The organism is Bradyrhizobium manausense (genome assembly GCF_018131105.1).
GTDB lineage: Bacteria > Pseudomonadota > Alphaproteobacteria > Rhizobiales > Xanthobacteraceae > Bradyrhizobium > Bradyrhizobium manausense_B.
In genome coordinates, this window is sequence record NZ_JAFCJI010000001.1 from 3,891,671 (window position 1) to 3,914,817 (window position 23,147).

At 63.8% G+C, this 23,147-nt stretch carries 25 protein-coding genes, 1 tRNA gene and 1 pseudogene; 12 read left to right on the top strand and 15 right to left on the bottom strand.

All coding sequences use genetic code 11. The annotated features are described in order from the left end of the window. Positions 1-44 precede the first annotated feature (44 nt). Entirely contained in the window at positions 45-365 is a 321-nt protein-coding gene (trxA, locus tag JQ631_RS18520) for a thioredoxin (RefSeq protein ID WP_007598398.1), read from the top strand. A gap of 57 nt (positions 366-422) precedes the next feature. On the opposite strand, the gene JQ631_RS18525 is transcribed toward trxA, so the two are convergent. The 13 genes and pseudogenes from JQ631_RS18525 to aroA all read right to left on the bottom strand — a co-directional run bounded on the left by JQ631_RS18525 (position 423) and on the right by aroA (position 12,544). Beyond that, positions 423-854, bottom strand: coding sequence for an SRPBCC family protein (locus JQ631_RS18525; RefSeq protein ID WP_212328108.1), 432 nt, complete (start codon positions 852-854; stop codon positions 423-425). 138 nt (positions 855-992) lie between these two features. Then, positions 993-1,079, bottom strand: a pseudogene (locus JQ631_RS18530) (metallophosphoesterase family protein); the annotation flags it as partial. Positions 1,080-1,233: 154 nt separating this feature from the next. Continuing rightward, complete coding sequence (locus JQ631_RS18535) at positions 1,234-2,577, bottom strand: bifunctional folylpolyglutamate synthase/dihydrofolate synthase (protein WP_212328109.1); 1,344 nt, start codon at positions 2,575-2,577, stop codon at positions 1,234-1,236. After that, on the bottom strand, positions 2,574-3,515 hold the full coding sequence (gene accD / locus JQ631_RS18540; protein ID WP_212328110.1) for an acetyl-CoA carboxylase, carboxyltransferase subunit beta: 942 nt from the start codon (positions 3,513-3,515) through the stop codon (positions 2,574-2,576). The genes JQ631_RS18535 and accD overlap by 4 nt, the downstream gene beginning before the upstream one ends. Before the next feature lie 110 nt (positions 3,516-3,625). Next, a complete protein-coding gene (gene trpA, locus JQ631_RS18545; protein WP_212328111.1) occupies positions 3,626-4,462 on the bottom strand; it encodes a tryptophan synthase subunit alpha in 837 nt (278 codons plus the stop codon). Next, the gene (gene trpB, locus JQ631_RS18550) at positions 4,459-5,676 is read right to left on the bottom strand and encodes a tryptophan synthase subunit beta (protein WP_212328112.1); all 1,218 of its coding nucleotides are present in this window, start codon (positions 5,674-5,676) and stop codon (positions 4,459-4,461) included. The genes trpA and trpB overlap by 4 nt, the downstream gene beginning before the upstream one ends. After that, the gene (locus tag JQ631_RS18555) at positions 5,673-6,332 is read right to left on the bottom strand and encodes a phosphoribosylanthranilate isomerase (protein ID WP_212328113.1); all 660 of its coding nucleotides are present in this window, start codon (positions 6,330-6,332) and stop codon (positions 5,673-5,675) included. The genes trpB and JQ631_RS18555 overlap by 4 nt, the downstream gene beginning before the upstream one ends. A gap of 65 nt (positions 6,333-6,397) precedes the next feature. Beyond that, a complete protein-coding gene (locus tag JQ631_RS18560) occupies positions 6,398-6,790 on the bottom strand; it encodes a lipopolysaccharide assembly protein LapA domain-containing protein (protein WP_212328114.1) in 393 nt (130 codons plus the stop codon). A 71-nt stretch (positions 6,791-6,861) separates the two neighbouring features. Further along, positions 6,862-7,167, bottom strand: a complete 306-nt coding sequence (locus JQ631_RS18565) for an integration host factor subunit beta (protein ID WP_007598410.1) — start codon at positions 7,165-7,167, stop codon at positions 6,862-6,864. A gap of 182 nt (positions 7,168-7,349) precedes the next feature. Beyond that, entirely contained in the window at positions 7,350-8,330 is a 981-nt protein-coding gene (gene sppA, locus JQ631_RS18570) for a signal peptide peptidase SppA (protein ID WP_212328115.1), read from the bottom strand. A 219-nt stretch (positions 8,331-8,549) separates the two neighbouring features. After that, positions 8,550-10,256 (bottom strand): 30S ribosomal protein S1, encoded by a 1,707-nt coding sequence (gene rpsA / locus JQ631_RS18575; RefSeq protein ID WP_212328116.1) that lies wholly within the window; start codon positions 10,254-10,256, stop codon positions 8,550-8,552. A 267-nt stretch (positions 10,257-10,523) separates the two neighbouring features. Next, a complete protein-coding gene (cmk, locus tag JQ631_RS18580; protein ID WP_212328117.1) occupies positions 10,524-11,162 on the bottom strand; it encodes a (d)CMP kinase in 639 nt (212 codons plus the stop codon). Further along, entirely contained in the window at positions 11,159-12,544 is a 1,386-nt protein-coding gene (aroA, locus tag JQ631_RS18585; protein WP_433995510.1) for a 3-phosphoshikimate 1-carboxyvinyltransferase, read from the bottom strand. The genes cmk and aroA overlap by 4 nt, the downstream gene beginning before the upstream one ends. 112 nt (positions 12,545-12,656) lie before the next feature. On the opposite strand from aroA, the gene JQ631_RS18590 reads away from it, so the two are divergent. The 3 genes from JQ631_RS18590 to JQ631_RS18600 all read left to right on the top strand — a co-directional run bounded on the left by JQ631_RS18590 (position 12,657) and on the right by JQ631_RS18600 (position 13,610). Beyond that, the gene (locus JQ631_RS18590; protein ID WP_212328119.1) at positions 12,657-13,064 is read left to right on the top strand and encodes a TIGR02300 family protein; all 408 of its coding nucleotides are present in this window, start codon (positions 12,657-12,659) and stop codon (positions 13,062-13,064) included. A gap of 91 nt (positions 13,065-13,155) precedes the next feature. Next, a tRNA-Ala gene (locus JQ631_RS18595) sits at positions 13,156-13,231 on the top strand. A gap of 136 nt (positions 13,232-13,367) precedes the next feature. Continuing rightward, positions 13,368-13,610: a GIY-YIG nuclease family protein gene (locus JQ631_RS18600; RefSeq protein WP_212328120.1), complete on the top strand. Its 243-nt coding sequence runs from the start codon at positions 13,368-13,370 to the stop codon at positions 13,608-13,610. An 8-nt stretch (positions 13,611-13,618) separates the two neighbouring features. Here the strand turns inward: JQ631_RS18600 and JQ631_RS18605 are convergent, their stop codons facing one another. Then, entirely contained in the window at positions 13,619-14,077 is a 459-nt protein-coding gene (locus JQ631_RS18605) for a MarR family winged helix-turn-helix transcriptional regulator (protein ID WP_212328121.1), read from the bottom strand. A 156-nt stretch (positions 14,078-14,233) separates the two neighbouring features. On the opposite strand from JQ631_RS18605, the gene JQ631_RS18610 reads away from it, so the two are divergent. The 8 genes from JQ631_RS18610 to JQ631_RS18645 all read left to right on the top strand — a co-directional run bounded on the left by JQ631_RS18610 (position 14,234) and on the right by JQ631_RS18645 (position 21,462). Continuing rightward, entirely contained in the window at positions 14,234-14,659 is a 426-nt protein-coding gene (locus JQ631_RS18610; RefSeq protein WP_212328122.1) for an organic hydroperoxide resistance protein, read from the top strand. A gap of 176 nt (positions 14,660-14,835) precedes the next feature. Further along, entirely contained in the window at positions 14,836-16,038 is a 1,203-nt protein-coding gene (locus JQ631_RS18615; RefSeq protein ID WP_212328123.1) for a CaiB/BaiF CoA transferase family protein, read from the top strand. Between the two features lie 227 nt (positions 16,039-16,265). Continuing rightward, positions 16,266-17,582 carry a sn-glycerol-3-phosphate ABC transporter substrate-binding protein UgpB gene (gene ugpB / locus JQ631_RS18620; RefSeq protein WP_212328124.1) on the top strand — a complete coding sequence of 439 codons (1,317 nt, stop codon included), beginning with the start codon at positions 16,266-16,268 and terminating at the stop codon, positions 17,580-17,582. A gap of 51 nt (positions 17,583-17,633) precedes the next feature. Continuing rightward, positions 17,634-18,515, top strand: coding sequence for a sn-glycerol-3-phosphate ABC transporter permease UgpA (gene ugpA / locus JQ631_RS18625; protein WP_212328125.1), 882 nt, complete (start codon positions 17,634-17,636; stop codon positions 18,513-18,515). Beyond that, positions 18,515-19,363, top strand: coding sequence for a sn-glycerol-3-phosphate ABC transporter permease UgpE (ugpE, locus tag JQ631_RS18630; protein ID WP_212328126.1), 849 nt, complete (start codon positions 18,515-18,517; stop codon positions 19,361-19,363). Before ugpA ends, ugpE begins: the two co-directional genes overlap by 1 nt. A gap of 18 nt (positions 19,364-19,381) precedes the next feature. After that, positions 19,382-20,467 carry a sn-glycerol-3-phosphate import ATP-binding protein UgpC gene (locus JQ631_RS18635; RefSeq protein ID WP_212328127.1) on the top strand — a complete coding sequence of 362 codons (1,086 nt, stop codon included), beginning with the start codon at positions 19,382-19,384 and terminating at the stop codon, positions 20,465-20,467. Between the two features lie 246 nt (positions 20,468-20,713). Beyond that, a complete protein-coding gene (locus JQ631_RS18640) occupies positions 20,714-21,139 on the top strand; it encodes an Hsp20 family protein (protein ID WP_212328128.1) in 426 nt (141 codons plus the stop codon). A 50-nt stretch (positions 21,140-21,189) separates the two neighbouring features. Continuing rightward, positions 21,190-21,462: a BQ00720 family protein gene (locus tag JQ631_RS18645; RefSeq protein ID WP_212328129.1), complete on the top strand. Its 273-nt coding sequence runs from the start codon at positions 21,190-21,192 to the stop codon at positions 21,460-21,462. 93 nt (positions 21,463-21,555) lie between these two features. Here the strand turns inward: JQ631_RS18645 and JQ631_RS18650 are convergent, their stop codons facing one another. Then, positions 21,556-23,094, bottom strand: a complete 1,539-nt coding sequence (locus tag JQ631_RS18650) for an acyl-CoA synthetase (RefSeq protein ID WP_212328130.1) — start codon at positions 23,092-23,094, stop codon at positions 21,556-21,558. Between the last annotated feature and the right edge of the window lie 53 nt (positions 23,095-23,147).

The window sequence follows — 23,147 nt, forward strand, 5'->3', positions numbered from 1 at the left end:
GATTCCCATGCGCGCCGATTCTTTCAACCGAGTGAGGTACTCCAATGGCCGTTGGCAAGGTTTCTGATACGGATTTCGAAGCCGAAGTGCTCAAGGCGAACGGCCCCGTGGTGGTCGATTTCTGGGCCGAGTGGTGTGGCCCCTGCCGCATGATCGCGCCTGCCCTCGACGAGATCGCCGGAGCGATGGGCGACAAGGTCAAGATCGTGAAGCTCAACGTCGATGAGAGCCCGAAGACCGCGTCGAAGTACGGCGTGATGTCGATCCCGACCCTGATGATCTTCAAGGGCGGCGAGATGGCCTCCCGCCAGGTCGGCGCCGCGCCGAAGGCGAAGCTGCAGCAGTGGATCACCTCCGCGGTCTGATCCACCTCGCGACCTCTGATTTTCGAAAACGGCCGGCGCTTCGCCGGCCGTTTAATTTTATCCGCTGGCCTTGGCCTCCGCGAGCCTGACCAGGCTTGCAAGAACTTCAGGAAAATCTGACGCAACGGCCGGACCGATGTCGGCCGCTTGCGGGCCCTGGGCGTCGACGGCGTAAACAATGCGGGTGCGCCCCGGGCCAAGCGGCTCGATGCGATGGGCGACCTTGATGGCGAGATCGCCGACCCGCGTTTCGTCGACGAAGCAGACGTTCTCGCGCACATCGACCAGTTGCGAGCGCAACGCCTCTTCGCCGGGCGGCTTCATCGTAAACCAGGTACCCGCCGTGAATGGTCCGTCAATCGCGATCTGCTCGATACCCGCATTCCAGTTTTTCCAGCCAGGCACGTCGCAAAAGATGCTCCAGATCGTCGCTGCGGATGCGGACGTCTCGATGGCATATTCGTGTCGCCAGACGTTGTCGTCACTCATGGCAAGACCTCCCCTAGCCTCCCCGATCGAGCGAAGCGCAATCCGGGCCATCATCGCCTGTAGCACGAATCCCGGATTGCGCTTCGCTCCATCGGGGCTACGAAGCGACCTCTACTCGATCCATCCCGTCGCCAGCGCATTGGCGCCGAGCGCGCGGATATCGGCGAGCACCGCCTCCAGCGCGAGATAGTTTCCGTGAACGTCGGCAATCGCGGCAAAACGCATTTGGACATTTCTCACGCTATCGTGCCCCGGACACAGCGCAGCGCTCCCGGCGATGCGAAGCATCGTCCGGTGCGGTGCGCTGCAGAGCCGGGGCCCATGTGGCGGCATTCCGTGTCCCGGATCTGCGCTTCGCTTGTCCGGGACACGAGACCGTCTATGCAGGCGGCGTGCCGTTGAGGCCCAGCACGTGGCCGGCGAGATAGAGCGAGCCGGTGATGAGGATGCGCGGCGGCACTTCGTAGGCGAGCTTCGACAGACCTCGCAATGCGGCCTCGATACCGGGTGCGATCTCGACGCGCATGCCGAGGCTGCGGACAGCGTCCGCGAGACGGTCAACCGGCATCGCGTTCTCGGTGTCGGGGATCGGCACCGCGATGATATGACGGGTCAGGCCGGCGAAATTTGCCAGAAACGCCTGCGCGTCCTTGTTGGCCATCATGCCCGCGATCACGACCAGGGGCCGCGACACCCGCTCTTCGAGATCGCCGAGCGCGGCGGCTGCGACACGGCCGCCCTCGGCATTGTGCCCGCCATCGAGCCAGATCTCGGACCCCTGCGGCCCCCAGGCGAGCAACTCGCCCGAGGTCAGACGCTGCATCCGCGCCGGCCATTCGGCCCCGACGATGCCGGCCTCGAACGCCGCCTGGTTGACCTTGAACGTCGGAATCGCGCGCAGCGTTGCAATGGCAAGCCCGGCGTTGTCGAACTGGTGACGGCCGAACAGGCGCGGCGCGGCGAGATCCATCAAGCCGCGCTCGTCGGAATAGACCAGACGCCCGTGCTCGACATTGACGTGCCAGCTTTCGTTGGCGGCAAACAACGGCGCGCGCATGCGCCTGGCCTGCGCTTCGATCACCGCCATCGCTTCGCCCGACTGCTCGGCGCAAATCACGGGCACACCACGCTTGATGATCGCGGCCTTCTCGCCGGCAATCGACGTCAGCGTGTCGCCGAGGAAATCCATATGGTCCATGCTGACGGGCGTGATCACGCAGGCCGCAGGCGTATCGACCACATTGGTCGAATCGAGCCGGCCACCGAGGCCGACTTCGAGCAGCACCGCGTCGGCAGGATTTTGCGCGAACAAGAGGAATGCGGCTGCGGTCTTCAGCTCAAAGACTGTCGCGGGCTCGCCGGCATTGACGCGTTCGACCTCTTCGAGTGCCGCACGCAATTCGTCGTCGGAGACCAGCACGCCGCCGCCGACGCGGCCGATGCGAAAACATTCGTTGATGCGGACGAGATAGGGGGACGTGTAGGCATGGACGCGCAGGCCGGCGGCCTCCAGCGTCGCGCGCAGATAGGCGACCGTCGAGCCCTTGCCGTTGGTGCCGGCGACATGGATCACCGGAGGTAGCTTGCGTTCGGGATGGTCGAGCCGCTCGAGCAGACGCTGCATCCGCTCGAGACCAAGGTCGATACGCTTCTGATGCAGGGCCGACAGCCGCCCGATCAATGCATCGAGCGGCGTCTTTGCGCTGTCAGGGGACGCGCTCACGCGTGGGGCGCAGCCGGCGCCGTCTCAGCGGCCGATACGATCTGCGCGGGGCTGACGACAGGCTGCGTCGGCCTGGACGCATTTTCCTGCGCCGGCGCCTTGGTCAGCAGGCGGCACAGCCGCGCCAGGGTCGGACGCAGCTCGTGGCGATGCACGACCATGTCGACCATGCCGTGCTCCTTCAGGTACTCAGCCCGCTGAAAACCCTCCGGCAATTTCTCGCGGATGGTCTGCTCGATCACGCGCGCGCCGGCGAAACCAATGAGCGCGCCGGGCTCGGCAATCTGGACGTCGCCGAGCATCGCGTAGGATGCGGTGACGCCGCCGGTGGTCGGGTTGGTCAGCACGACGATGTAGGGCTGTTTTGCCTCACGGAGCATCTGCACCGCGACCGTGGTGCGCGGCATCTGCATCAGCGACAGGATGCCTTCCTGCATGCGCGCGCCGCCGGAGGCGGCGAACACGATGAACGGCGACTTCTTCTCGACCGCAAGCTCGAGCCCACGCACCAGGGCTTCGCCTGCGGCCATGCCGAGCGAGCCGCCCATGAAATCGAAATCCTGCACGGCGACGACGATGCCAGCGCCTTCGAGCTTGCCATAGCCGACCTTGACCGCGTCATTCAGATTGGTGCGGGCGCGCGCATCCTTGATGCGATCGACGTACTTCTTCTCGTCGCGGAACTTCAGCGGATCAGGCGTGACGTCGGGCAAGGCCACGTCGAACCAGGTCTCGTTGTCGAAGATCGACTTCAGCCGCGCCACTGCGCCCATGCGCATGTGGTAGTTCGAGCCGGGGATGACGAACTGGTTGGCCTCGACGTCCTTGTAGAACACGAGCTGTCCGGAATCCGGGCACTTGATCCACAGATTCTCCGGCGTCTCCCGCCGCAGCATGTTGCGGATCTTCGGCCGGACCACATTGGTAAGCCAGTTCATGGTTTGCTCCGATGTGCGAGCCCCCAAGGGATCGCCTGAAGGGATATATGGCGGCCGGGCCGTTGCCCGGCAAGCCGCCGTGTCGCCCGCTCGATAAGCGGAATTATGGCCTATTCGGCCGCCTGTTTCGCGCCCTTGACGCCCTGGGCCAGGGCGGCGGTCAGCTCGGCCACGGCGTTAACGGTTTTAGCGGTTGCGCGCCCCTCGCCGTCGAGGCTGTTCCTGAGTGCATCGACCAGCGCGGTGCCGACCACCGAACCATCGGCCTTTTCAGCAATGGCGCGCGCCGCCTCCGGCGTGCGGATGCCAAAACCAACGCAGATCGGCAGCCTGGTGTGCCGCTTGATGCGCGCGACGGCTTCACCGACGACATTCGCGTCCGCTGCCGCTGCACCGGTGATGCCGGCGATCGAGACGTAATAGACAAAGCCTGACGTGTTCGCGAGCACCGCGGGCAGGCGCTTGTCGTCGGTGGTCGGGGTCGCGAGGCGAATGAAGTTCAGCCCGGCCTTCAACGCGGGAATGCAGAGCTCGTCGTCTTCCTCCGGCGGCAAATCGACGATGATCAAGCCGTCAACGCCTGATGTCTTGGCATCCGTCAAAAACTTGTCGACACCATAGATGTAGATCGGATTGTAATAGCCCATCAGGACCAGCGGCGTGAAATTGTCGTGCTTGCGGAAGTCGCGCACGAGATCGAGCGTCTTCTTCAAGGTCATGCCGACCTTGAGCGCGCGGAGCCCGGCGGCCTGGATCGACGGACCATCCGCCATCGGATCGGTGAAGGGAATGCCGAGTTCGATGACATCGGCGCCTGACTTCGAGAGCGCCTTGACGATCTCGAGCGACGTCGCCGGATCGGGATCGCCGGCCATCACATAGGTGACGAAGGCCGAACGGCCCTGCTTCTTCAGCTCGGCGAAACGGGTGTCGATACGCGTGGTCACTTGGTCTTGCCCTTCAGGATGTCGCCGACCTGCGGGACGTCCTTGTCGCCGCGGCCGGAGAGATTGACGACCATCAGGTGGTCCTTCGGCCGCTTCGGCGCGAGCTCCATCACCTTGGCGATGGCATGCGCGGGTTCGAGCGCGGGGATGATGCCTTCGAGCTTCGAGAGCAGCTGGAACGCGGCGAGTGCCTCGTCATCAGTTGCGGAGAGATAGTTGACGCGGCCGATCTCGTGCAGCCAGGAATGCTCGGGGCCGATGCCGGGATAATCGAGGCCCGCCGAGATCGAATGCGCGTCCTGGATCTGGCCGTCGGCATCCATCAAAAGATACGTGCGATTGCCGTGCAGCACGCCAGGGCGACCGCCCGCGATCGAAGCGGCATGCAATTGCGTGAGCCCATGGCCTGCGGCCTCGACGCCAAAGATCTCGACCGAGGAATCGTCGAGGAAGGGATGGAACAGGCCCATCGCGTTCGAACCGCCGCCGATGCAGGCGACCAGCGAATCCGGCAGGCGTCCCTCGATCTCCTGCATCTGCGTCCTGGTCTCGTTGCCGATGATCGACTGGAAGTCGCGCACCAGCGTCGGATAGGGATGCGGGCCCGCCACCGTGCCGATGCAGTAGAAGGTGTTGTGCACGTTGGTGACCCAGTCACGCAGCGCCTCGTTCATCGCGTCCTTCAGCGTACGCGTGCCCGACTGCACGGGGACAACGGTTGCGCCCAGCATCTCCATGCGGATGACATTGGGCTGCTGCCGCTCGACGTCGACGGCGCCCATATAGACGACGCATTCGAGGCCGAAGCGCGCGCACAGCGTCGCGGTGGCGACACCGTGCTGGCCGGCGCCGGTCTCGGCGATGATGCGCTTCTTGCCCATGCGCCGCGCCAGCATGATCTGGCCGAGCACATTGTTCACCTTGTGCGAACCGGTGTGGTTGAGCTCTTCGCGCTTGAGGTAAATCTTGGCGCCGCCGAGATGCTCGGTCAGGCGTTCGGCGAAATAGAGCGGCGAGGGACGGCCGACATAGTTCTTGAGATAGCCGTTCATCTCGGCCTGGAACGCCGGATCGGCCTTGGCCGCGGTGTAGGCCTTCTCCAGATCGAGGATCAGCGGCATCAGGGTTTCGGCGACGAAGCGTCCGCCGAAAATGCCGAAATGACCGCGCTCGTCGGGCCCGCTGCGATAGGAATTTGGTTTGGCGATGTTCATCGAACGCTCAACTCTTGAGTGGCGCGCGCGGCGCGAATGAAGGCTTTGATCAGCTCCGGGTCCTTGATGCCAGGAGCGCTCTCGATACCCGAGGACACATCGACGCCGCCGGCGCGGGTGACTCGCAGGGCTTCGGCGACGTTGTCGGCGTGAAGCCCACCCGAGACCATGTAAGGCAATTTCAGATCGAGATTTTCGAGCAGGTGCCAGTCGAAGGGAGCCCCCAAGCCGCCGGGGCGGGTCGCATCCTTTGGCGCACGCGCGTCGAACAGGATGCGGTCGGCGACCGCGGCATAGCCCGGCAGCACGGCAAGATCAGCCGCAGTTGCGACTGGCACCGCCTTCATCACCGGGCGGCCGAACCGCAGCTTGATGTCGCGCAGCCGCGCCACGCTCTCCTGGCCGTGGAGCTGGAAGATGTCAGGCGACAGCGCGTCCATGATGTTATCGAGCGTGGCATCGTCGGCATCGACCGTGAGCGCCACCTTGACTGCACGCCGCTTCACCTGCCGGCCGAGATCGCGCCCGGACTCCAGCGACACATGTCGCGGCGACGGCGGGAAGAACACGAACCCCACCATGTCGGCGCCCGCGTCGAGCGCCGTTTCGAGCGTCTCGGACGTGGACAGGCCACAGATTTTGACGAGCAGGGACATGGTCTCAAAGCAAATGGAGGCCGCCAGCGGCGGCCGGAAAACGGGCTTTTCGGTCGGGGCCGCTTCTACAACGTCGCGCGCTGCTTGTCTCGCCCGACCGGCCCGTAAAGACCCACTCCTGATGGCACCGGGAGGCGGTGCGAATCCGGCCTTGATGCTGCCGCCTGGGCCCGCAAATCGGCCAATTCCAGCCGGGCGGCCCGGGCATCCGCTTCCTGGCGCCGCGCGGCGCGCCGCCAGTGCCGTTGGCCGAACCAGACGGCACAGCCGCCGGCAACGACACCAAAGGCAGCCACCAGGATCAGCAGCAGGAAAAGCGGCATGGTGACTGACAGGGCCGGATCGGCCGCCATGAAGGGATCGAAGGAAACGGTGACGAAATGCCGGTTGGCCACCGCGAAGGTCACCAGGATCAGGCCCAGCGGAATCACGATCAGCGCGGTCAGGAACTTTCGCATCGCGATCGCTCGTCTTGAATCAAGCATGCTGCCGCATCATGCGGCCGTTCGGTTAAGCCCGGACGACAGACTTAATCGGGGGCGCCCGGATCCGGATGGTCCCGATTCAGCCGCTCACGCATTTCCTTGCCGGTCTTGAAGAACGGAACGCTCTTCTGATCGACGGGGACATGGGCGCCGGTGCGCGGATTGCGCCCTGCACGTGCAGGGCGATGCTTGACCGAGAAAGCACCGAAGCCGCGCAGCTCGACGCGGTCACCGCGCGCGAGGGCCGCTACGATCTCTTCGAGAATCGCATTCACAATGTTCTCGACATCCCGCTGGTACAGATGCGGGTTGTGCTCGGCGATACGCTGAACAAGTTCGGATTTGATCATCGAGAGATAGGACCCGGGAGCGTGCGGATGACCATTTCCGTGAAAATACCGTGATCTGTCAAGACGCTAAATGAAGGTTGAGCGTCGGGAAAATGCGTGACAATTGCCGAAAAAGCAGGCTGCAAGCCTACCCGCCATGCGGGAAAAAGGTCTTCAACTCGCTTAGTTCCATGCGTTTCCGGTCAATTCGATGCAGCCGGTTGCCACAGGGCCAGCATTCCATCCAGGCCTGCGCGATCAACTGCCTGCGCGACGCCGGTTTGCTCGATCTGATGCGCAATTGCGCTGAATCCAAGCGCTTCCAGCGTCACTGAGGCCGCCGTCTTGAGGAACGTCAGGTCGCCAAAGCGCGGCTCGAGCTTGTAATCGCGCACCGAAAGACCCTTCTTGACGCCCTTCTGCTCCTCGAGCCAAGTCACGGCGGTTTTCTCGTCGCCGAGCTGATCGATCAGCTTGAGATCGATCGCCTGGCGGCCGGTGAAGACGCGGCCGTCGACCACTTTTTCGAGCTGCGTGTCATCCATGCCACGGCGCTGCTTCACCAGATCCTTGAACCAGGCATAGGAATCCTTCACGAGCGCATCCAGCGCGGCCCGCGCCTCGGGGCTGGTCGGCTCAAAACCATTGGGCGCGGCCTTTAGCGGCGTTGACTTCACTTCCTCGACCTTGACGCCGATGGTCTTCAAAAGCTCGCTGAAATTGGGAAACTGGAACAGCACGCCGATCGAGCCGACCAGCGAGCTCTGCTGGGCGATGATATGGTCGCTCGCGATCGCGGTGATGTAGCCGCCGGATGCCGCAAGACCTTCGACCACGACGACCAGCGGCTTCTTCGCCTTCAGGCGCGTGAGCGAGTCGTACAACTGCTCGGAGCCGGCAGTGGTGCCGCCGGGCGAATTGATGTGAACGATGACGGCCGCTGCCTGCGAATTCTCCAGCCGCTCCAGCGCGTGCGTCCGCTCGGAATCGCTGCGGATCAGGCCGTCGATCTGCACCCGCGCGATCGCGCCTGATGAGGCAAAGGTGCCGCGCGCACCGGGTGTCGCGATCAGCGCAAAGCCCGCGATCGCAGCGATCGCGATCAGCGCGGCCATCACGCGCCAGAACGTCAGCTTGCGGCGGATCCGGCGGCGATCGACGATGATGTCCGAATCGAGCGACATCTAGATATCTCCAAATGAAAGGCCGCCGGCGTTGTGCCGTCACATTGTGACCAATGCCTTGTCTGGATACATCAATTGCGGCGCAATTTGAAGAAAACAAGACTGTGAACAGGTAGCGTCGCAGCCCGGATTTCGCTCGGCTCCATCAGAGCTACAGACAAAAACAAAAAAGCCCCGGCTCGCGCCGGGGCTTTGATGTCAGCAAAACCTGCGTTTCGCTTACTTGCTGTCGCGGTTCTTGAGCGCGGTGCCCAGGATGTCGCCGAGCGTCGCACCCGAATCCGAGGAGCCGTACTGCGCGATGGCTTCCTTCTCTTCGGCAACTTCGAGCGCCTTGATCGACACCTGGACCTTGCGGGCCTTCTTGTCGAACTGGATCACGCGAGCATCGACCTTCTCGCCGACGGCGAAGCGTTCGGCGCGCTGGTCGTTGCGATCACGGGCAAGCTCCGAGCGCTTCACGAAGGTGGTGAAGTCGGTACCGGTGATCTTCACCTCGATGCCGCTTTCCTTCACTTCGAGCACTTCGCAGGTCACGACCGCGCCCTTCTTGACATCGCCCGGCTCGGCGAAGGGGTCGCCTTCGAGCTGCTTGATGCCGAGCGAGATGCGCTCCTTCTCGACGTCCACATCGAGCACCACGGCCTTCACCATGTCGCCCTTCTTGTAGTTGTCGATCACCTGCTCGCCCGGAAGCTTCCAGTCGAGGTCGGACAGATGGACCATGCCGTCGACGTCGCCCTCGAGGCCCAGGAACAGACCGAACTCGGTCTTGTTCTTGACTTCGCCCTCGACCGTCGAACCGGTCGGGTGACCTTCGACGAAGACCTCCCACGGGTTGCGCATGGTCTGCTTGAGGCCGAGCGAGATGCGGCGCTTGACGGAATCGACTTCCAGCACCTGCACGTCGACTTCCTGCGAGGTCGACACGATCTTGCCGGGGTGCATGTTCTTCTTGGTCCACGACATCTCGGAGACGTGGATCAGGCCTTCGATGCCCGGCTCGAGCTCGACGAACGCACCGTAGTCGGTGATGTTGGTGACGCGGCCGGTGAAGCGGGCACCCAGCGGGTACTTGGCTTCGATGCCCTGCCACGGATCGTCCAGCAGCTGCTTCATGCCCAGCGAGATGCGGTGCGTCTCGTGGTTGATCTTGATGATCTTGACCTTCACGGTCTGGCCGATCGAGAGCACCTCGGTCGGGTGGTTGACGCGGCGCCACGCGATGTCGGTGACGTGCAGCAGGCCGTCGATGCCGCCGAGATCAACGAACGCACCGTAATCGGTGATGTTCTTGACCACGCCGTCGATGACCTGACCCTCTTCGAGGTTCTGCACCAGCTCCTGGCGCTGCTCGGCGCGGGTCTCTTCGAGAACCGTGCGGCGGGACACGACGATGTTGCCGCGGCGGCGGTCCATCTTGAGGATCTGGAACGGCTGCGCGTTGTTCATCAGCGGCGCAACGTCGCGGATCGGACGGATGTCGACCTGCGAACGCGGCAGGAAGGCAACGGCACCGTCGAGGTCGACCGTGAAGCCGCCCTTGACCTGGTTGAAGATGACGCCCGTGACCTTCTCGTTGTTCTGGAACGCCTTCTCCAGCTTGCCCCAGCTCTCTTCGCGGCGCGCCTTGTCGCGCGACAGCACGGCTTCACCGAGGGCGTTTTCGATGCGATCGAGGAACACTTCGACCTCGTCGCCGACCTTGATCTCGCTCTCACGGCCGGGGCCGGAAAATTCGCGCAGCGCAACGCGGCCTTCGGTCTTCAGGCCGACGTCGATGACGGCCATGTCCTTTTCAATTGCAACCACCTTGCCCTTGACGACCGAGCTCTCCTGCAGGTTGCCACCTGCGAAGGACTCGTCGAGCATCGCGGCGAAATCGTCGCGCGACGGGCTATAGGTATCAGCGGAAGTCGAAGCCATTTGTTCTCCAGTTGCGGATGTCTTGCCGGCCGTTGGGTTCATGGGCGTATCGCGCGCGCAGTGTCGGAAGGTCCGCAAGACCTTCGAGCGACCGCTCGCTGCTCCGATCTTGCGACCGAAACAGCGGAAGCGGGCCGGCTGGGCCCGCACGTTCGAGACGTTGAAATCTTTTGTCCGGAGCCTCGATCGCGTCGGCCCCGAAACAGGGACCGAGAGTATCGACCTCAAAGAGCGGGAGCGGGCGCTTCCTCCAATGACGGCAGCGGCTTAACCCCGCGACCGGCCCGCTCGGACGGCCTCGATAATGTCGATGGCGGCCCGGACGCCGCCTTCTATATCCAGTTGGGAGTTATCAAGCAAGTAAGCATCCGCGGCCGGTTTCAGCGGCGCAATCGGCCTGTTCTTGTCCCGTTCGTCGCGCCGGATGATGTCGGCGAGCACGGCCGCCTCATCCGCCTCCTCACCCCGCGCCTTGGCCTCCATGGTGCGGCGGCGGGCGCGGACTTTGGGATCGGCGACGACGAAAATCTTCACGTCGGCATCGGGGCAGATCACGGTTCCGATGTCCCGGCCGTCGAGCACCGCGCCGGGCGGGTCGGCGGCGAATTGCCGCTGGAAGTTGACCAGGACCTCACGAACCCTGGGGATCGCCGACACGATGGAGGCTCCTTCACCCGCCTCCTGGGTCTTCAGGGCAGGATTGCCGAACTTTTCGGGATCGAGTTCCAGCGCAGCCGCGACCGCGGCGGCCTCGTCCCGAAGGTCTTGGCCCGACTGCATCAGGGCGTAGGCGACCGCGCGATAGATCACGCCGGTATCGAGGTGACGATAGCCGTAATGATGGGCGAGCCGCTTGCCGAGCGTGCCCTTGCCCGAGGCCGCAGGACCGTCGATGGCGATGATCATGAAAACTCGGCCCCAAGCGAACGCATCATCGGAATGAAATCCGGAAAGCTGGTGGCGATGAAGGCGGTATCGTCGACCGTCACCGGCTGATCGGAGGCACAGCCCATCACCAGCGCGGACATGGCGATGCGGTGATCCATATGGGTGGCGACAGTGCCGCCGCCGGGGACATGACCGCGGCCCTCGACGATCAGATCGTCGCCGGAGACCGTGACCTGCACGCCGTTGACGCGGAGCATCGCGGCCGTGGCCTCGAGCCGGTCGGATTCCTTGACGCGCAGCTCATGCAGGCCGCGCATGATGGTCGTGCCTTCGGCGAAGGACGCCGCGACCGCCAGCACCAGATATTCGTCGATCATCGACGGCGCGCGCTCCGGCGGCACCTCGACGCCGCGCAGCTTTGACGCGCGCACGCGCAGTTGCGCCATCGGCTCGCCGGCGTCGCCGCGCACCTCGCTTTCCTCGATGGACGCGCCCATCTCACGCAGCGTCGTGAAAAGGCCGGTGCGCAGGGGATTGGTCATCACGTCGGACAGAACGATGTCGGAGCCTTCAACGATCAGCGCTGCAACGACGGGAAATGCCGCGGATGAGGGATCGGCAGGCACGATGACGGTGGCGCCATGCAGCTCAGGCTGGCCCGCCAGCGTGATGCGGCGGCCGTGAGTCCCTTCGGCCACCGAGGTGATGTCGGCGCCGAAATGCTTCAGCATCAGCTCGGTGTGGTCGCGGCTGGCTTCGCTCTCGATCACGGTCGTGGTGCCCGGCGCGGACAGGCCCGCCAGCAGCACCGCCGACTTGATCTGGGCCGAGGCGACCGGAGTCTTGTAGGTGATCGGCAGCGGATCGCGCGCGCCTTGAACGGCCAGCGGTAGCCGGCCGCCCTCGCCGCCGGACACGACCTTGGCGCCCATTTTCTCGAGCGGATCGAGGATCCGGCGCATCGGGCGGCTGCGCAGCGAGGCATCGCCGTCGAACACCGCCGAGATCGGGCAGCCGGCGACGGCGCCCATCACGAGCCGGCAGCCGGTACCGGAGTTGCCGAAATCGAGCGGAGCCTTGGGCTGGGCGAAGCCGCCGACGCCCACGCCCTGCACGTTCCAGGCAAAATCACCGGTGCGCTCGACCTTGGCGCCGAGGGCCTGCATGGATTTGGCGGTGTTGAGGACGTCCTCGCCCTCGAGGAGACCCGTGATCCGCGTCTCGCCGACCGCCAGCGCACCCAGGATGAGGGCGCGGTGGGAGATCGACTTGTCCCCGGGCACCCGTACTTTTCCGGTCAGGGGGCCGCTTGAGCGCGACTTCAACGGTGTCGGCTTGTCGGAATGGGTCAAGATTGTGTCCTTGGATGCGCCCGAACAGGCTGCGGGCAGGTACCACATGGTCTCCCCGCCGTCACGGGCATGTCTTTCTCTCGTAATGCGCTATTGACAGCGGGCCGCCAACTAGCCAAGTGAAACACCGCTTTTCAGACATTCCCAGGATTCCTCTGCCGTGGCCAAGTCCGAACTCGGAACCAAACGTATTTGCCCGACCACGGGCAAGAAATTCTACGACCTCAACAAGAATCCGGTGATCTCGCCCTATACCGGCGAGGTCGTGCCGATCGCGCCGGTGGCACCGGCTCGCGCCTCCCGCGGCGCCGAGGCGCGCCACGCCGCAGCTGCGGACACCACGCCGGAGCCCGCGGAAGTCGAGGAGGTCTCGCTTGAGGAGGCCGATGCCGAGGAAAACACCGGCAAGGTTAAGGCCGTTGTCCCCGAATCCGAGGACGATATCGAGGTCGACGAGACGCTCGACGACGACGATGACGATGATTCGACCTTCATTGCCGACGAAGAAGAGGGCGATGAGGACGTGACCGACATCATTGGTGATGTCGGAGGTGATGAAGAGACTTGAGATCAACCCTGATCTGTGAAAAAGGGTGCACCGCGCGAGTCGGAAGGCTCGCCGGTCGGGAGTGATCCCCCAGGATCATCCCAAGAGTTAAGGGGCCATAGCTCAGCTGGGAGAGCGCTTGCATGGCATGCAAGAGGTCGGCGGTTCGATCCCGCCTGGCTCCACCACGCTTCGCCCTTCGGGCTACGCGTGGCGCAGCCACGAGGAGCCTGAAGGGCAAAGCGTGGTGTCCGGCGAAGCCCAAAGGGCGAAGACGGACCGATGAGTCCCCCTCACCAACGACTACCCAGGCGATAACCGTCAATGTGGTACGTCTACATTCTCCGCAGCACCGAATTTCCCGATCAGGAATATGTTGGCGTTACGGAGGATTTGAATCGGCGGATTCTGGAGCACAATGCAGGCAAATCCAAGCATACGGCCAAGTTCAAGCCCTGGAAGCTGATCTGGTACTGCGCCTTCTCCGACAAGCATAAAGCGCTCGAGTTCGAGGCGTATCTCAAGTCGCACTCCGGCCGAGCTTTCACGAAAAAGCGGTTGTCTTAGGGGAGTCCCTACTCCCCGATCACCGCATTCAGCCGATCCCTCAGCGCGACGATCTCGTCTTTCATCGCGACCAGTTCCGACACCGAGCAATCCGACGCCGCCAGGATCGATTGCGGCACGCTACGCGCCTTCTCCTTCAGGGCATGGCCCTGCGGGGTCAGCGCGATCAGCACCTGGCGCTCGTCCTCGCTGGAGCGCGAGCGTTTGACCAGATGGGCGGCCTCGAGGCGTTTGAGCAGCGGCGTCAGCGTGCCCGAATCGAGAAACAGCTTCTCGCCGATGTCCTTGAGCGGCACGTCGTCGCGCTCCCACAACACCAGCATCACCAGATATTGCGGATAGGTCAGGCCGAGCCGGTCGAGCAGCGGCTTGTAGACGCGGTTGAAGGCGTGCGCGGCCGAATAGACTGCGAAGCAGATCTGGTTGTCGAGCCGTTGCGGATCGAGCGTCGATGGTTTCCGGGCCATGAAGAATCTCACGATATTGATGCGCATTGTGGGACCGGGCGGACCTGTATTCAATTGCGAACAATTAAATGTGAGGCATGCAAATTTCAATTGCGCACAATCTAATTGTTTGCGATACAGGTGTCACCCCAACTCGAAGCCCCAAGGGAGACGAAAATGTCCGTGAACGTTCTCTACAAGACCAGCGCGAAGGCCACCGGCGGCCGTGACGGCCATGCCGCGACCCTCGATGGCGCGCTCGACGTCAAGCTCACCACGCCGAAGGAACTCGGCGGTGGCGGCGGCGCCGGCAACAATCCCGAGCAGCTGTTTGCGGCCGGCTATGCCGCCTGCTTCATCGGCGCGATGAAGTTCGTGTCCTCGCAGGGCGGCCCGAAGGTTCCCGCCGACGCCTCCGTGACCTCGACCGTCGGCATCGGGCCGCGCTCGGCCGGCGGTTTCGGCCTCGACATCGATCTGGCCGTCTCGCTGCCGGGCCTGTCCCGCGCGGATGCCGAGGCGCTGGTCGAGAAGGCACACCAAGTGTGCCCATACTCCAACGCGACGCGCGGCAATGTCGACGTTCGCCTGACGATCGTCTGATCGAAAGTGCGGATTGGCTGGCCCGGGATCCCCCCCGGGCCGGCCGCTGCAGTTCGATTTGCCGTGCCGCGGGACTGCGCGGCGGCGGCGCATGCGGCCCTACCCAGCGAGCCATTGCTGGCGCGCACGAACCTCGCTAGGCCTGTGGTCAAACTCGACACAGGGGAAGCGAAGGCATGACTGAAGCCGTTTTGGGCGCAATGAGCGGACTGCGCGTGATCGACCTCACGCGCGTGCTCGGCGGTCCCTATTGCACCCAGATCCTTGCCGACCATGGCGCCGACGTGATCAAGGTCGAGCCACCCGCCGGTGACGAGGTGCGCGACTGGGGTCCTCCCTTCCACGACGAAGACGCGGCCTATTTCATCGGCATCAACAGAAACAAGCGCTCGATCGGCCTCGACCTCGCTTCCGAAGGCGGCCGCATCGTGCTGCTCAAGATGCTGGAGACGGCCGACGTCCTGATCGAGAATTTCAAGCCGGGCACGCTGGAGAAATGGGGCATCGGCAACGATGTGCTCAGCCAGAAATATCCGCGCCTGGTGCATTGCCGGATCTGCGGCTTCGGCGCCGACGGCCCGCGCGGCGGCAATCCCGGCTATGACGCCATCATCCAGGCCATGACCGGCATGATTGCCGCGACCGGATCGCCCGAGAGCGGCCCGATGCGGATCGGCGTGCCCCTGGTCGACATCACCACCGGACTTTATGCGGCGATCGGCATCCTGATGGCGCTGTCCGAGCGGCAACGCTCGGGCAAGGGCCAGTTCCTGGAGACCACGCTGTACGAAACCGGCCTCGCCATCATGCATCCGCACACCGCGAATTATTTCATGCATGGCAAGCCGCCCGGGTTGACCGGCAACGAGCATCCGAACCTCGTGCCCTACGCGATCTTTCCGACCAGGACCGACGACATCTTCATCGGCGTCGGCAATGACGGCACCTTCCGCAAGCTCGCCAAGGAGATCGGCAAGCCCGAGCTCGGCACCGATCCACGCTTTGCCCGCAACAAGGACCGCATCGCCAATCGCGAGGCCTTGCGCGCCGAGTTGGCCGCGGTGTTCAGCCAGCACGAGGCCGAGCCGCTGTGCAATCGCCTGCTCGCCGCAGGCCTGCCCGCGGGTCCCGTGCAGAAGATCGACCAGGCGCTGACCAACGCCCACACAGTCGCCCGCGGCGACGTCATCGAGAAAGACTGGTACAAGGGCGTGGCCTCGCCGATCCGGCTCGATCGCAGCAAGCCGAGCCTGCGCCGCCTGCCGCCGAAGTTCAGCCAGCACTCCCAGGAGGTGCTGGGCGAGTTCGGCTACTCAAAGGCGGAGATCGACGCGATGGTTGCGAAGGGCGTGGTCTGCGGGCCCGAGCGCAAGCGCTAGGGCTCTCGCCTCCTCACCCGGGAAATGCCGCAGTGCGGCGCGGGCACGCATGTGCACCGCGAACGGAGCAGGCTGCCCGCGGCGCGTTCGCCTATTTGCTGGCTTCCCTTTTCCAGCGCTTGCCGCTTTCGTTTCGGCCGCTTACACAGTCATGTGAACGTCATATGGCGCTGCTAGCGCAAGCGCTTCTTTTTGACGGCCAAGAGACGGCCAAGGGAGGTTACTTGATGGCTCTTCGACATTTTGGAGCGGTTGCCGCATTTGCGGTCACGGTTGGCATGACGGCCTCGCCGGCACTGGCCGTGACTGAAATCCAGTGGTGGCACGCGATGACGGGCGCGAACAACGACGTCATCGTCAAGCTCGCCAACGACTTCAACGCGTCGCAGAGCGACTACAAGGTCGTCCCGACCTACAAGGGCAGCTATCCCGACACCATGAACGCCGGCATCGCGGCCTTCCGCGCCGGCAACGCCCCGCACATCATGCAGGTGTTCGAAGTCGGCACCGCGACCATGATGGCCGCGACCGGCGCCGTGAAGCCCGTCTACAAGCTGATGGCCGACGCCGGCGAGAAGTTCGACCCGAAGGCCTATCTGTCCGCGATCACCGGCTACTATTCGACCTCGAAGGGCGAGATGCTGTCGTTCCCCTTCAACTCGTCGTCGACCGTCATGTGGGTCAACCTCGACGAGCTGAAGAAGGTCAACGCCCAGATCCCGAAGACCTGGCCCGAAGTGTTCGAGGTCGCCAAGAAGCTGCACGACAACGGCCATCCGACCTGCGGCTTCTCCAACTCCTGGGTCACCTGGGTCAATCTCGAGCAGCTCTCCGCCTGGCACAACGTGCCGCTCGCGAGCAAGGCGAACGGTCTCGACGGCTTCGACACCAAGCTCGAGTTCAACGCGCCGCTACAGATCAGGCATCTCGAGAAGCTGGTCGAGCTCCAGAAGGACAAGACCTACGACTACGCCGGCCGCACCAACCAGGGCGAAGGCCGCTTCACCTCGGGCGAGTGCGCGATCTACCTGACCTCGTCGGCCTTCTTCGGCAACGTCAAGGCGCAGGCCAAGTTCAACTTCACCGCCGCGCCGATGCCGTATTACCCCGACGTCAAGGGCGCACCGCAGAACTCGATCATCGGCGGCGCTTCGCTGTGGGTCATGGGCGGCAAGTCGGCCGACGAGTACAAGGGCGTGGCCAAATTCCTGACCTTCCTCTCCGATACCGATCGTCAGGTCTACATCCACAAGGCCTCGGGCTATCTTCCGATCACCAAGGCGGCCTATGCCAAGGCCAAGGAAGAGGGCTTCTACAAGGACCAGCCCTATCTCGAGACCCCGCTGCTCGAGCTGACCAACAAGGAGCCGACCGAGAATTCGCGCGGCCTGCGCCTTGGCAACATGGTCCAGCTGCGTGACGTCTGGTCGGAAGAGATCGAACAGGCGCTGGCCGGCAAGAAGACCGCCAAGCAGGCCCTCGACGCTTCGGTCGAGCGCGGCAACACGATGCTGCGCCAGTTCGAAAAGACCGCCGTAAAATAAGGCGAAGGCACCGGCGGGCCCACTACAGCGGCCCGCCGGCGCTCCCTCATCATGCAAAAGCAAGCCATCTTCCGATCAAAGCTGCTGCCCTATGCGCTCGTTGCGCCGCAACTCGCGATCGTTCTGATTTTCTTCTACTGGCCGGCCTTGCAGGCCGTCATCCAGTCCTTTCTGCTCCAGGACGCTTTCGGTCTCTCGACGAGCTTCGTCTGGTTCGACAATTACGTCGAGCTGTTCCGTGACCCCGCCTATTTCGAGACGATCGTCCGGACCTTCTTCTTCTCGTTTGCGATCGCGGCCTCCTCGCTCTCGGTCGCGCTGCTGCTCGCGGTGATGGCGGACAAACCCCTGCGCGGCGGTGCGGTGTATCGCACGCTGCTGATCTGGCCCTACGCCGTGGCGCCGCCCGTGGTCGGCGTGCTCTGGGTGTTCATGCTGCATCCCTCGCTGGGCGTGCTCACGCGCTATCTGCGCGCCGCCGGCATCGAATGGAATCCACTGCTCGACGGCGGCCAGGCCGCGACGCTGGTCATCATCGCCGCCGCCTGGAAGCAGATCTCCTATAATTTCCTGTTCTTCCTCGCAGGGCTCGCGGCCATTCCGAAGAGCGTGCTCGAAGCCGCCGCGATCGACGGCGCGCGCCCGATGCGCCGGTTCTGGACCGTGACCTTCCCGCTGCTGTCGCCGACCATCTTCTTCCTGCTGGTCATCAACATCGTCTACGCCTTCTTCGACACGTTCGGCATCATCGACACCATGACGCGCGGCGGTCCCGGCAAGTCGACGGAGACGCTGGTCTACAAGGTCTATAATGACGGCCTGATCGGCGGGAACCTCGGCAGCTCCGCGGCACAATCGGTCATCCTGATGATCATGGTCATCGTGCTGACCGGAATCCAGTTCCGCTTCGTCGAACGCAAGGTGACCTACTGATGGTCGAGCAAGAGGGCTTTCGACGTTACGTCGCCCACATCATCCTCTGGATCGGGATCGCGATCGTCGCCTTCCCGGTCTACGTCGCCTTCGTCGCCTCGACCCAGGACAACGCGCTGATCGCCAACGGCCAGATGTCGCTGCTGCCCGGCGGCCATTTCTTCGAGGTCTACTACCAGACCATCTTCGTCGGCACGAGCGGCTCGACCCGCGAGCCCGTCGCCAACATGATGCTGAACTCGCTGATCATGGCGCTGCTGATCGCGGTCGGCAAGATCGCGATCTCGATCATCTCGGCCTATGGCATCGTCTATTTCCGCTTTCCGTTCCGGATGCCGATCTTCTGGCTCATCTTCATCACGCTGATGCTGCCGGTCGAGGTGCGCATCTATCCGACCTACAAGATCGTCGCCGACCTGCACCTGCTCGACAGCTATGCGGGCCTCGCGCTGCCGCTGATCGCATCGGCAACCGCGACGCTGCTGTTCCGCCAGTTCTTCATGACCGTGCCGGATGAATTGCTGGAGGCCTCGCGCATCGACGGTGCCGGTCCCCTGCGCTTCTTCTGGGATACGCTGCTGCCGCTGTCGCGCACCAACATGGCCGCGCTGTTCGTCATCCTGTTCATCCTCGGCTGGAATCAATATCTCTGGCCGCTGCTGATCACCACCCGCGACGACATGCAGACCATCCAGATCGGCATTCGAAAGATGATGACCACCAACGATGCGCTGACCGAATGGCCGATCGTGATGGCGACCGCCGTGCTGGCCATGCTGCCGCCGGTGTTCGTCGTCGTCGTCATGCAGAAATTGTTCGTGCGCGGTCTGGTCGAGACCGAGAAGTAGAGAGCCGAAGTAGAAAACATGGCCAACGTCACCCTGCGCAACGTCCGCAAGACCTACACCGGCGGCTTCGAGGCCATCAAGGGCGTCAACGTCGATGTCGGCGACGGCCAGTTCTGCGTGCTGGTCGGACCCAGCGGCTGCGGCAAGTCGACACTGCTCCGCATGGTCGCGGGCCTCGAGACCGTCACCGGCGGCGAGATCGACATCGGCGGCAAGGTCGTCAACCAGGTCGAGCCCGCCGATCGCGACATCGCGATGGTGTTCCAGAACTACGCGCTCTATCCGCATATGAGCGTCTTCAACAACATGGCTTACGGCCTGCGCAATCGCGGCATGAAGGAAGCCGAGATCAAGACCCGTGTCGAGGAAGCCGCGCGCGTGCTCGAGCTCACGTCGATGCTCGAGCGCAAGCCACGCCAGCTCTCCGGCGGCCAGCGCCAGCGCGTCGCCATGGGGCGCGCCATCGTGCGTCAGCCAAAGGTGTTCCTGTTCGACGAGCCGCTCTCGAACCTCGATGCCAAGCTCCGCATCTCGATGCGCGTCGAGATCCGCAAGCTGCAGCGCCGGCTCAACGTCACCTCGATCTACGTCACCCACGATCAGCTCGAGGCGATGACGCTTGCTGACGTCCTGGTCGTGATGAACGGCGGGCAGGTCGAGCAGGTCGGCAATCCGCTCGCGATCTACGAGAAGCCGGCGACGACCTTCGTCGCCTCCTTCATCGGCGCGCCGCCCATGAATTTGATGTCGACACGCGCCGACGAAATCAAATCACAGCTCGGCGGCGGCGCAGGCGAGGCCGGCATCCTCGGCATCCGTCCGGAGGATTTTGCGATCACCGACCAGACGCCATCAGGCGGCGTCGCGCTGCCCCTGACCGTGGAAGCGATCGAGCGCGTCGGCGCGGAGACCTTTGTCTACGGCTCGCGCGCCCACAACGAGCAGCGCGTCGCGGCCAATCCGGGCGAGCTGCCGCCCGGCGAAATCATCGTCCGCATCCCGGGTTCCGAGGCACCGCCGATCGGCCAGCAGATCCGCGTCGCGGCGATCCGCTCCAAGCTGCATCTCTTCAGCGGCGACGGGCGGACGCGAATCGAGGCTTGACGCGTTCCGAGCAAGCCTGTCGGCAAAAGCCGCGAAAACAACCCCATGCACAGTAGAAGGGGCGCTGTTTTCATTGGGATAATCCACCCGGAAAATTCGTCGCGGCCAGCAACCGCGGAAGCAGTGAATCCACAGCCCTCCGCTACGTGCTTGAACCCCCACGGGGATATGCCCATATTGCTGACCAAGGGGCGCCTTGATCGGGCCCCGAAACGCCAAAGTCGCTTCGAGAGGACTTTGTAAACTATGTCTCGTGTTCCAACGCTTTCCAGTCCGTTCCTTCTGGGCTTCGACGAAATCGAGCGCGTGCTCGATCGCGTCGTCAAAGGCGCCGACGGCTACCCTCCCTACAATATCGAGAGGTGCGGCCAGGCGGACAACCAGCCCGAACGCTTACGCATCACGCTGGCGGTCGCCGGATTCACCCGCGACCAACTCGATGTAACCATTGAGGAAAACCAGCTCGTGATTCGCGGGCGGCAGCAGGACGACAAGACTCGGCAATACATCCATCGCGGCATCGCCGCGCGCCACTTCCAGCGCACCTTCGTGCTGGCGGAGGGGATGCTGGTGCTGGGTGCGGATCTGAAGAACGGGTTGTTGTCGATCGACCTGGCCCGGCCTGAACCGGAGAGGATCGTTAAGACAATCGCTATCAATGAGCACGAATAATGGAACGAGTAGCGGACTCGACCGCTTAGTTTTCCAGAGGAGTCGAGACCATGAGTGAAGGTCACGTTGCGTTCGAATACGAAGCCAGAAACGCCTCGCCCGAGACGCTGGCAACCCTCGGCGAAGGTCATATCGCCTATGTGAAGCAGATCCGCTCCGAGGATGTGCCCGGCCTGTTCCCCGAGGCCCCGAAGATTGCGCCCGGCCTCAAGCTGTTCGCGCTCCACGCCGCCGACGGCACCCCGATCATGCTGACCGACAGCCGCGAAGCTGCGGTTGCGAATGCCTGGAGCAACGAGCTGCAGGCGGTGAGCGTGCACTGAGCGCGCGCGCTTAACGCGCACGACTGACGAATTCGAATGCGCGGGCATACCTCAATCGAGGCGGCCCGCGTATTTTTTTGCGCCGGGGGTTTGCTAGCCGCCTGAACGATCCGCCAGACGCGCGCGGATGTCCGGTTTCAGCACCTTCCCGACCTTGGAACGAGGAAGGTCGTCCCAGACTTCGATCTGCTTCGGCGTCTTGATGCTGCCGATCCGCTGCTTGACGAAGGCGGCCAAGGCAATCGCGTCGACGCGGTGGCCGGGGCGCGGCTGCACGATCGCAACGATTCGCTCGCCCCATTTGTCGTCGGGCAGACCGATGACGGCGCAGTCCTGCACCGACTCGTGCGCCCGTAACGCGTTCTCGACCTCGATCGAATAGACGTTGAAGCCGCCGGTGATGATCATGTCCTTGGCGCGGTCCACGATGTAGAGGTAGCCGTCACCGTCGATGTAGCCGACGTCACCGGTGTGATGCCATCCATGCGCCGAGGCCTCGGTGGTCGCCTGCGGATTCTTGTAATAACCGTCCATCACCAGCGATCCGCGGACCACGATCTCGCCGCGCTCGCCTGACGGCAGCAGATTGCCGTCCGCGTCCATGATTCCGGCCTGCACCAGCGGGCTGATCCGCCCGGCCGATGCCAGGCGCTGCATCGCGATCGTGCCGTCGGCATTGTAATGCTCGTCGGGCGCCATCATCGAAATCATCATCGGCGCTTCGGTCTGGCCGAACAGCTGCGCCATCGGCCCGATCCGTCGCAACGCCTCCGCAAGCCGCGTGGCCGAGATCGGCGCCGCGCCGTACCAGAAGCATTGCAGGGACCCGAGCTTCGCGGAGTCGAGCCTGGGATGATCGAGCAACATGTAGATCACGGTCGGCGGCAGGAACGTATGCGTGACGGCGTGACGCTCGATGAGATCGAGGAATTCGCCGATGTCGGGGTGATGCATGATCACGATGCGGCCGCCGAGCGTCATGATCGGGAAGCACAGCACGCCGGCGGCGTGCGTCAGCGGTGCCAATGCGAGGTAGACCGGGCGGCCCCTGAACGGATAGCCCATCAGCGTCAGGGCCGTCATGGCCTCGATGTTGCGGCCCGACAGCATGACGCCCTTGGGTTTGCCGGTGGTGCCGCCGGTGCCCGGGATCATCGCGAGGTCGTCGACCGGCGCGCGCTGGTACTCGTCGTCCGAAACGTTTCGCAGCCAGGTATCGAAGGACGGCGCGAACGGCAGCTCGGCATCGAGGCAGACCAGCACGCGCAGCTTCGGCAGATCAGACCGGACCGCCTCCACCATCGGAGCGAAGCTCGAATGAAACAGCAGCGCGGAGCAGTCGAACTGGTCGAGAATGAATTTATTCTCGGTCGCCTCGTTGCGCGGATTGATCGGGCACCAGACCGCACCGGCGCGCGAAATGCCGAATACGCAGGCGAAGGCAAGCGGGTCGTTCCCGGAGAGGATGGCGACCTTCTCGCCCGCCGCGACGCCCGATCCCGCGAGCCCGCGCGCGACCCGGTAGCTCAATCGCTGCACCTCGCGGTAGCTGAACTCGCGCGCATCCATGGTCAGGCACGGCGCATCGGGGCCGAGCGACACGCCCTTGTCGAGGTAATCGATGAAACGCATGATCAACACCGAAGTGGTTGGCGGGTGACGCGCGATTGCGCCACCCGCGATCC

What these genes read in the sequence shown, in the direction of transcription:
- trxA (WP_007598398.1), top strand. Translation starts at nt 45, where the DNA reads ATGGCCGTTGGCAAGGTTTCTGATACGGATTTCGAAGCCGAAGTGCTC.
- JQ631_RS18525 (WP_212328108.1), bottom strand. Translation starts at nt 854, where the DNA reads ATGAGTGACGACAACGTCTGGCGACACGAATATGCCATCGAGACGTCC.
- accD (WP_212328110.1), bottom strand. Translation starts at nt 3,515, where the DNA reads ATGAACTGGCTTACCAATGTGGTCCGGCCGAAGATCCGCAACATGCTG.
- trpB (WP_212328112.1), bottom strand. Translation starts at nt 5,676, where the DNA reads ATGAACATCGCCAAACCAAATTCCTATCGCAGCGGGCCCGACGAGCGC.
- JQ631_RS18555 (WP_212328113.1), bottom strand. Translation starts at nt 6,332, where the DNA reads ATGTCCCTGCTCGTCAAAATCTGTGGCCTGTCCACGTCCGAGACGCTC.
- JQ631_RS18560 (WP_212328114.1), bottom strand. Translation starts at nt 6,790, where the DNA reads ATGCGAAAGTTCCTGACCGCGCTGATCGTGATTCCGCTGGGCCTGATC.
- JQ631_RS18565 (WP_007598410.1), bottom strand. Translation starts at nt 7,167, where the DNA reads ATGATCAAATCCGAACTTGTTCAGCGTATCGCCGAGCACAACCCGCAT.
- sppA (WP_212328115.1), bottom strand. Translation starts at nt 8,330, where the DNA reads ATGTCGCTCGATTCGGACATCATCGTCGATCGCCGCCGGATCCGCCGC.
- rpsA (WP_212328116.1), bottom strand. Translation starts at nt 10,256, where the DNA reads ATGGCTTCGACTTCCGCTGATACCTATAGCCCGTCGCGCGACGATTTC.
- cmk (WP_212328117.1), bottom strand. Translation starts at nt 11,162, where the DNA reads ATGATCATCGCCATCGACGGTCCTGCGGCCTCGGGCAAGGGCACGCTC.
- aroA (WP_433995510.1), bottom strand. Translation starts at nt 12,544, where the DNA reads ATGTGGTACCTGCCCGCAGCCTGTTCGGGCGCATCCAAGGACACAATC.
- JQ631_RS18600 (WP_212328120.1), top strand. Translation starts at nt 13,368, where the DNA reads ATGTGGTACGTCTACATTCTCCGCAGCACCGAATTTCCCGATCAGGAA.
- JQ631_RS18605 (WP_212328121.1), bottom strand. Translation starts at nt 14,077, where the DNA reads ATGGCCCGGAAACCATCGACGCTCGATCCGCAACGGCTCGACAACCAG.
- JQ631_RS18610 (WP_212328122.1), top strand. Translation starts at nt 14,234, where the DNA reads ATGTCCGTGAACGTTCTCTACAAGACCAGCGCGAAGGCCACCGGCGGC.
- JQ631_RS18615 (WP_212328123.1), top strand. Translation starts at nt 14,836, where the DNA reads ATGACTGAAGCCGTTTTGGGCGCAATGAGCGGACTGCGCGTGATCGAC.
- ugpB (WP_212328124.1), top strand. Translation starts at nt 16,266, where the DNA reads ATGGCTCTTCGACATTTTGGAGCGGTTGCCGCATTTGCGGTCACGGTT.
- ugpA (WP_212328125.1), top strand. Translation starts at nt 17,634, where the DNA reads ATGCAAAAGCAAGCCATCTTCCGATCAAAGCTGCTGCCCTATGCGCTC.
- ugpE (WP_212328126.1), top strand. Translation starts at nt 18,515, where the DNA reads ATGGTCGAGCAAGAGGGCTTTCGACGTTACGTCGCCCACATCATCCTC.
- JQ631_RS18635 (WP_212328127.1), top strand. Translation starts at nt 19,382, where the DNA reads ATGGCCAACGTCACCCTGCGCAACGTCCGCAAGACCTACACCGGCGGC.
- JQ631_RS18640 (WP_212328128.1), top strand. Translation starts at nt 20,714, where the DNA reads ATGTCTCGTGTTCCAACGCTTTCCAGTCCGTTCCTTCTGGGCTTCGAC.
- JQ631_RS18645 (WP_212328129.1), top strand. Translation starts at nt 21,190, where the DNA reads ATGAGTGAAGGTCACGTTGCGTTCGAATACGAAGCCAGAAACGCCTCG.
- JQ631_RS18650 (WP_212328130.1), bottom strand. Translation starts at nt 23,094, where the DNA reads ATGCGTTTCATCGATTACCTCGACAAGGGCGTGTCGCTCGGCCCCGAT.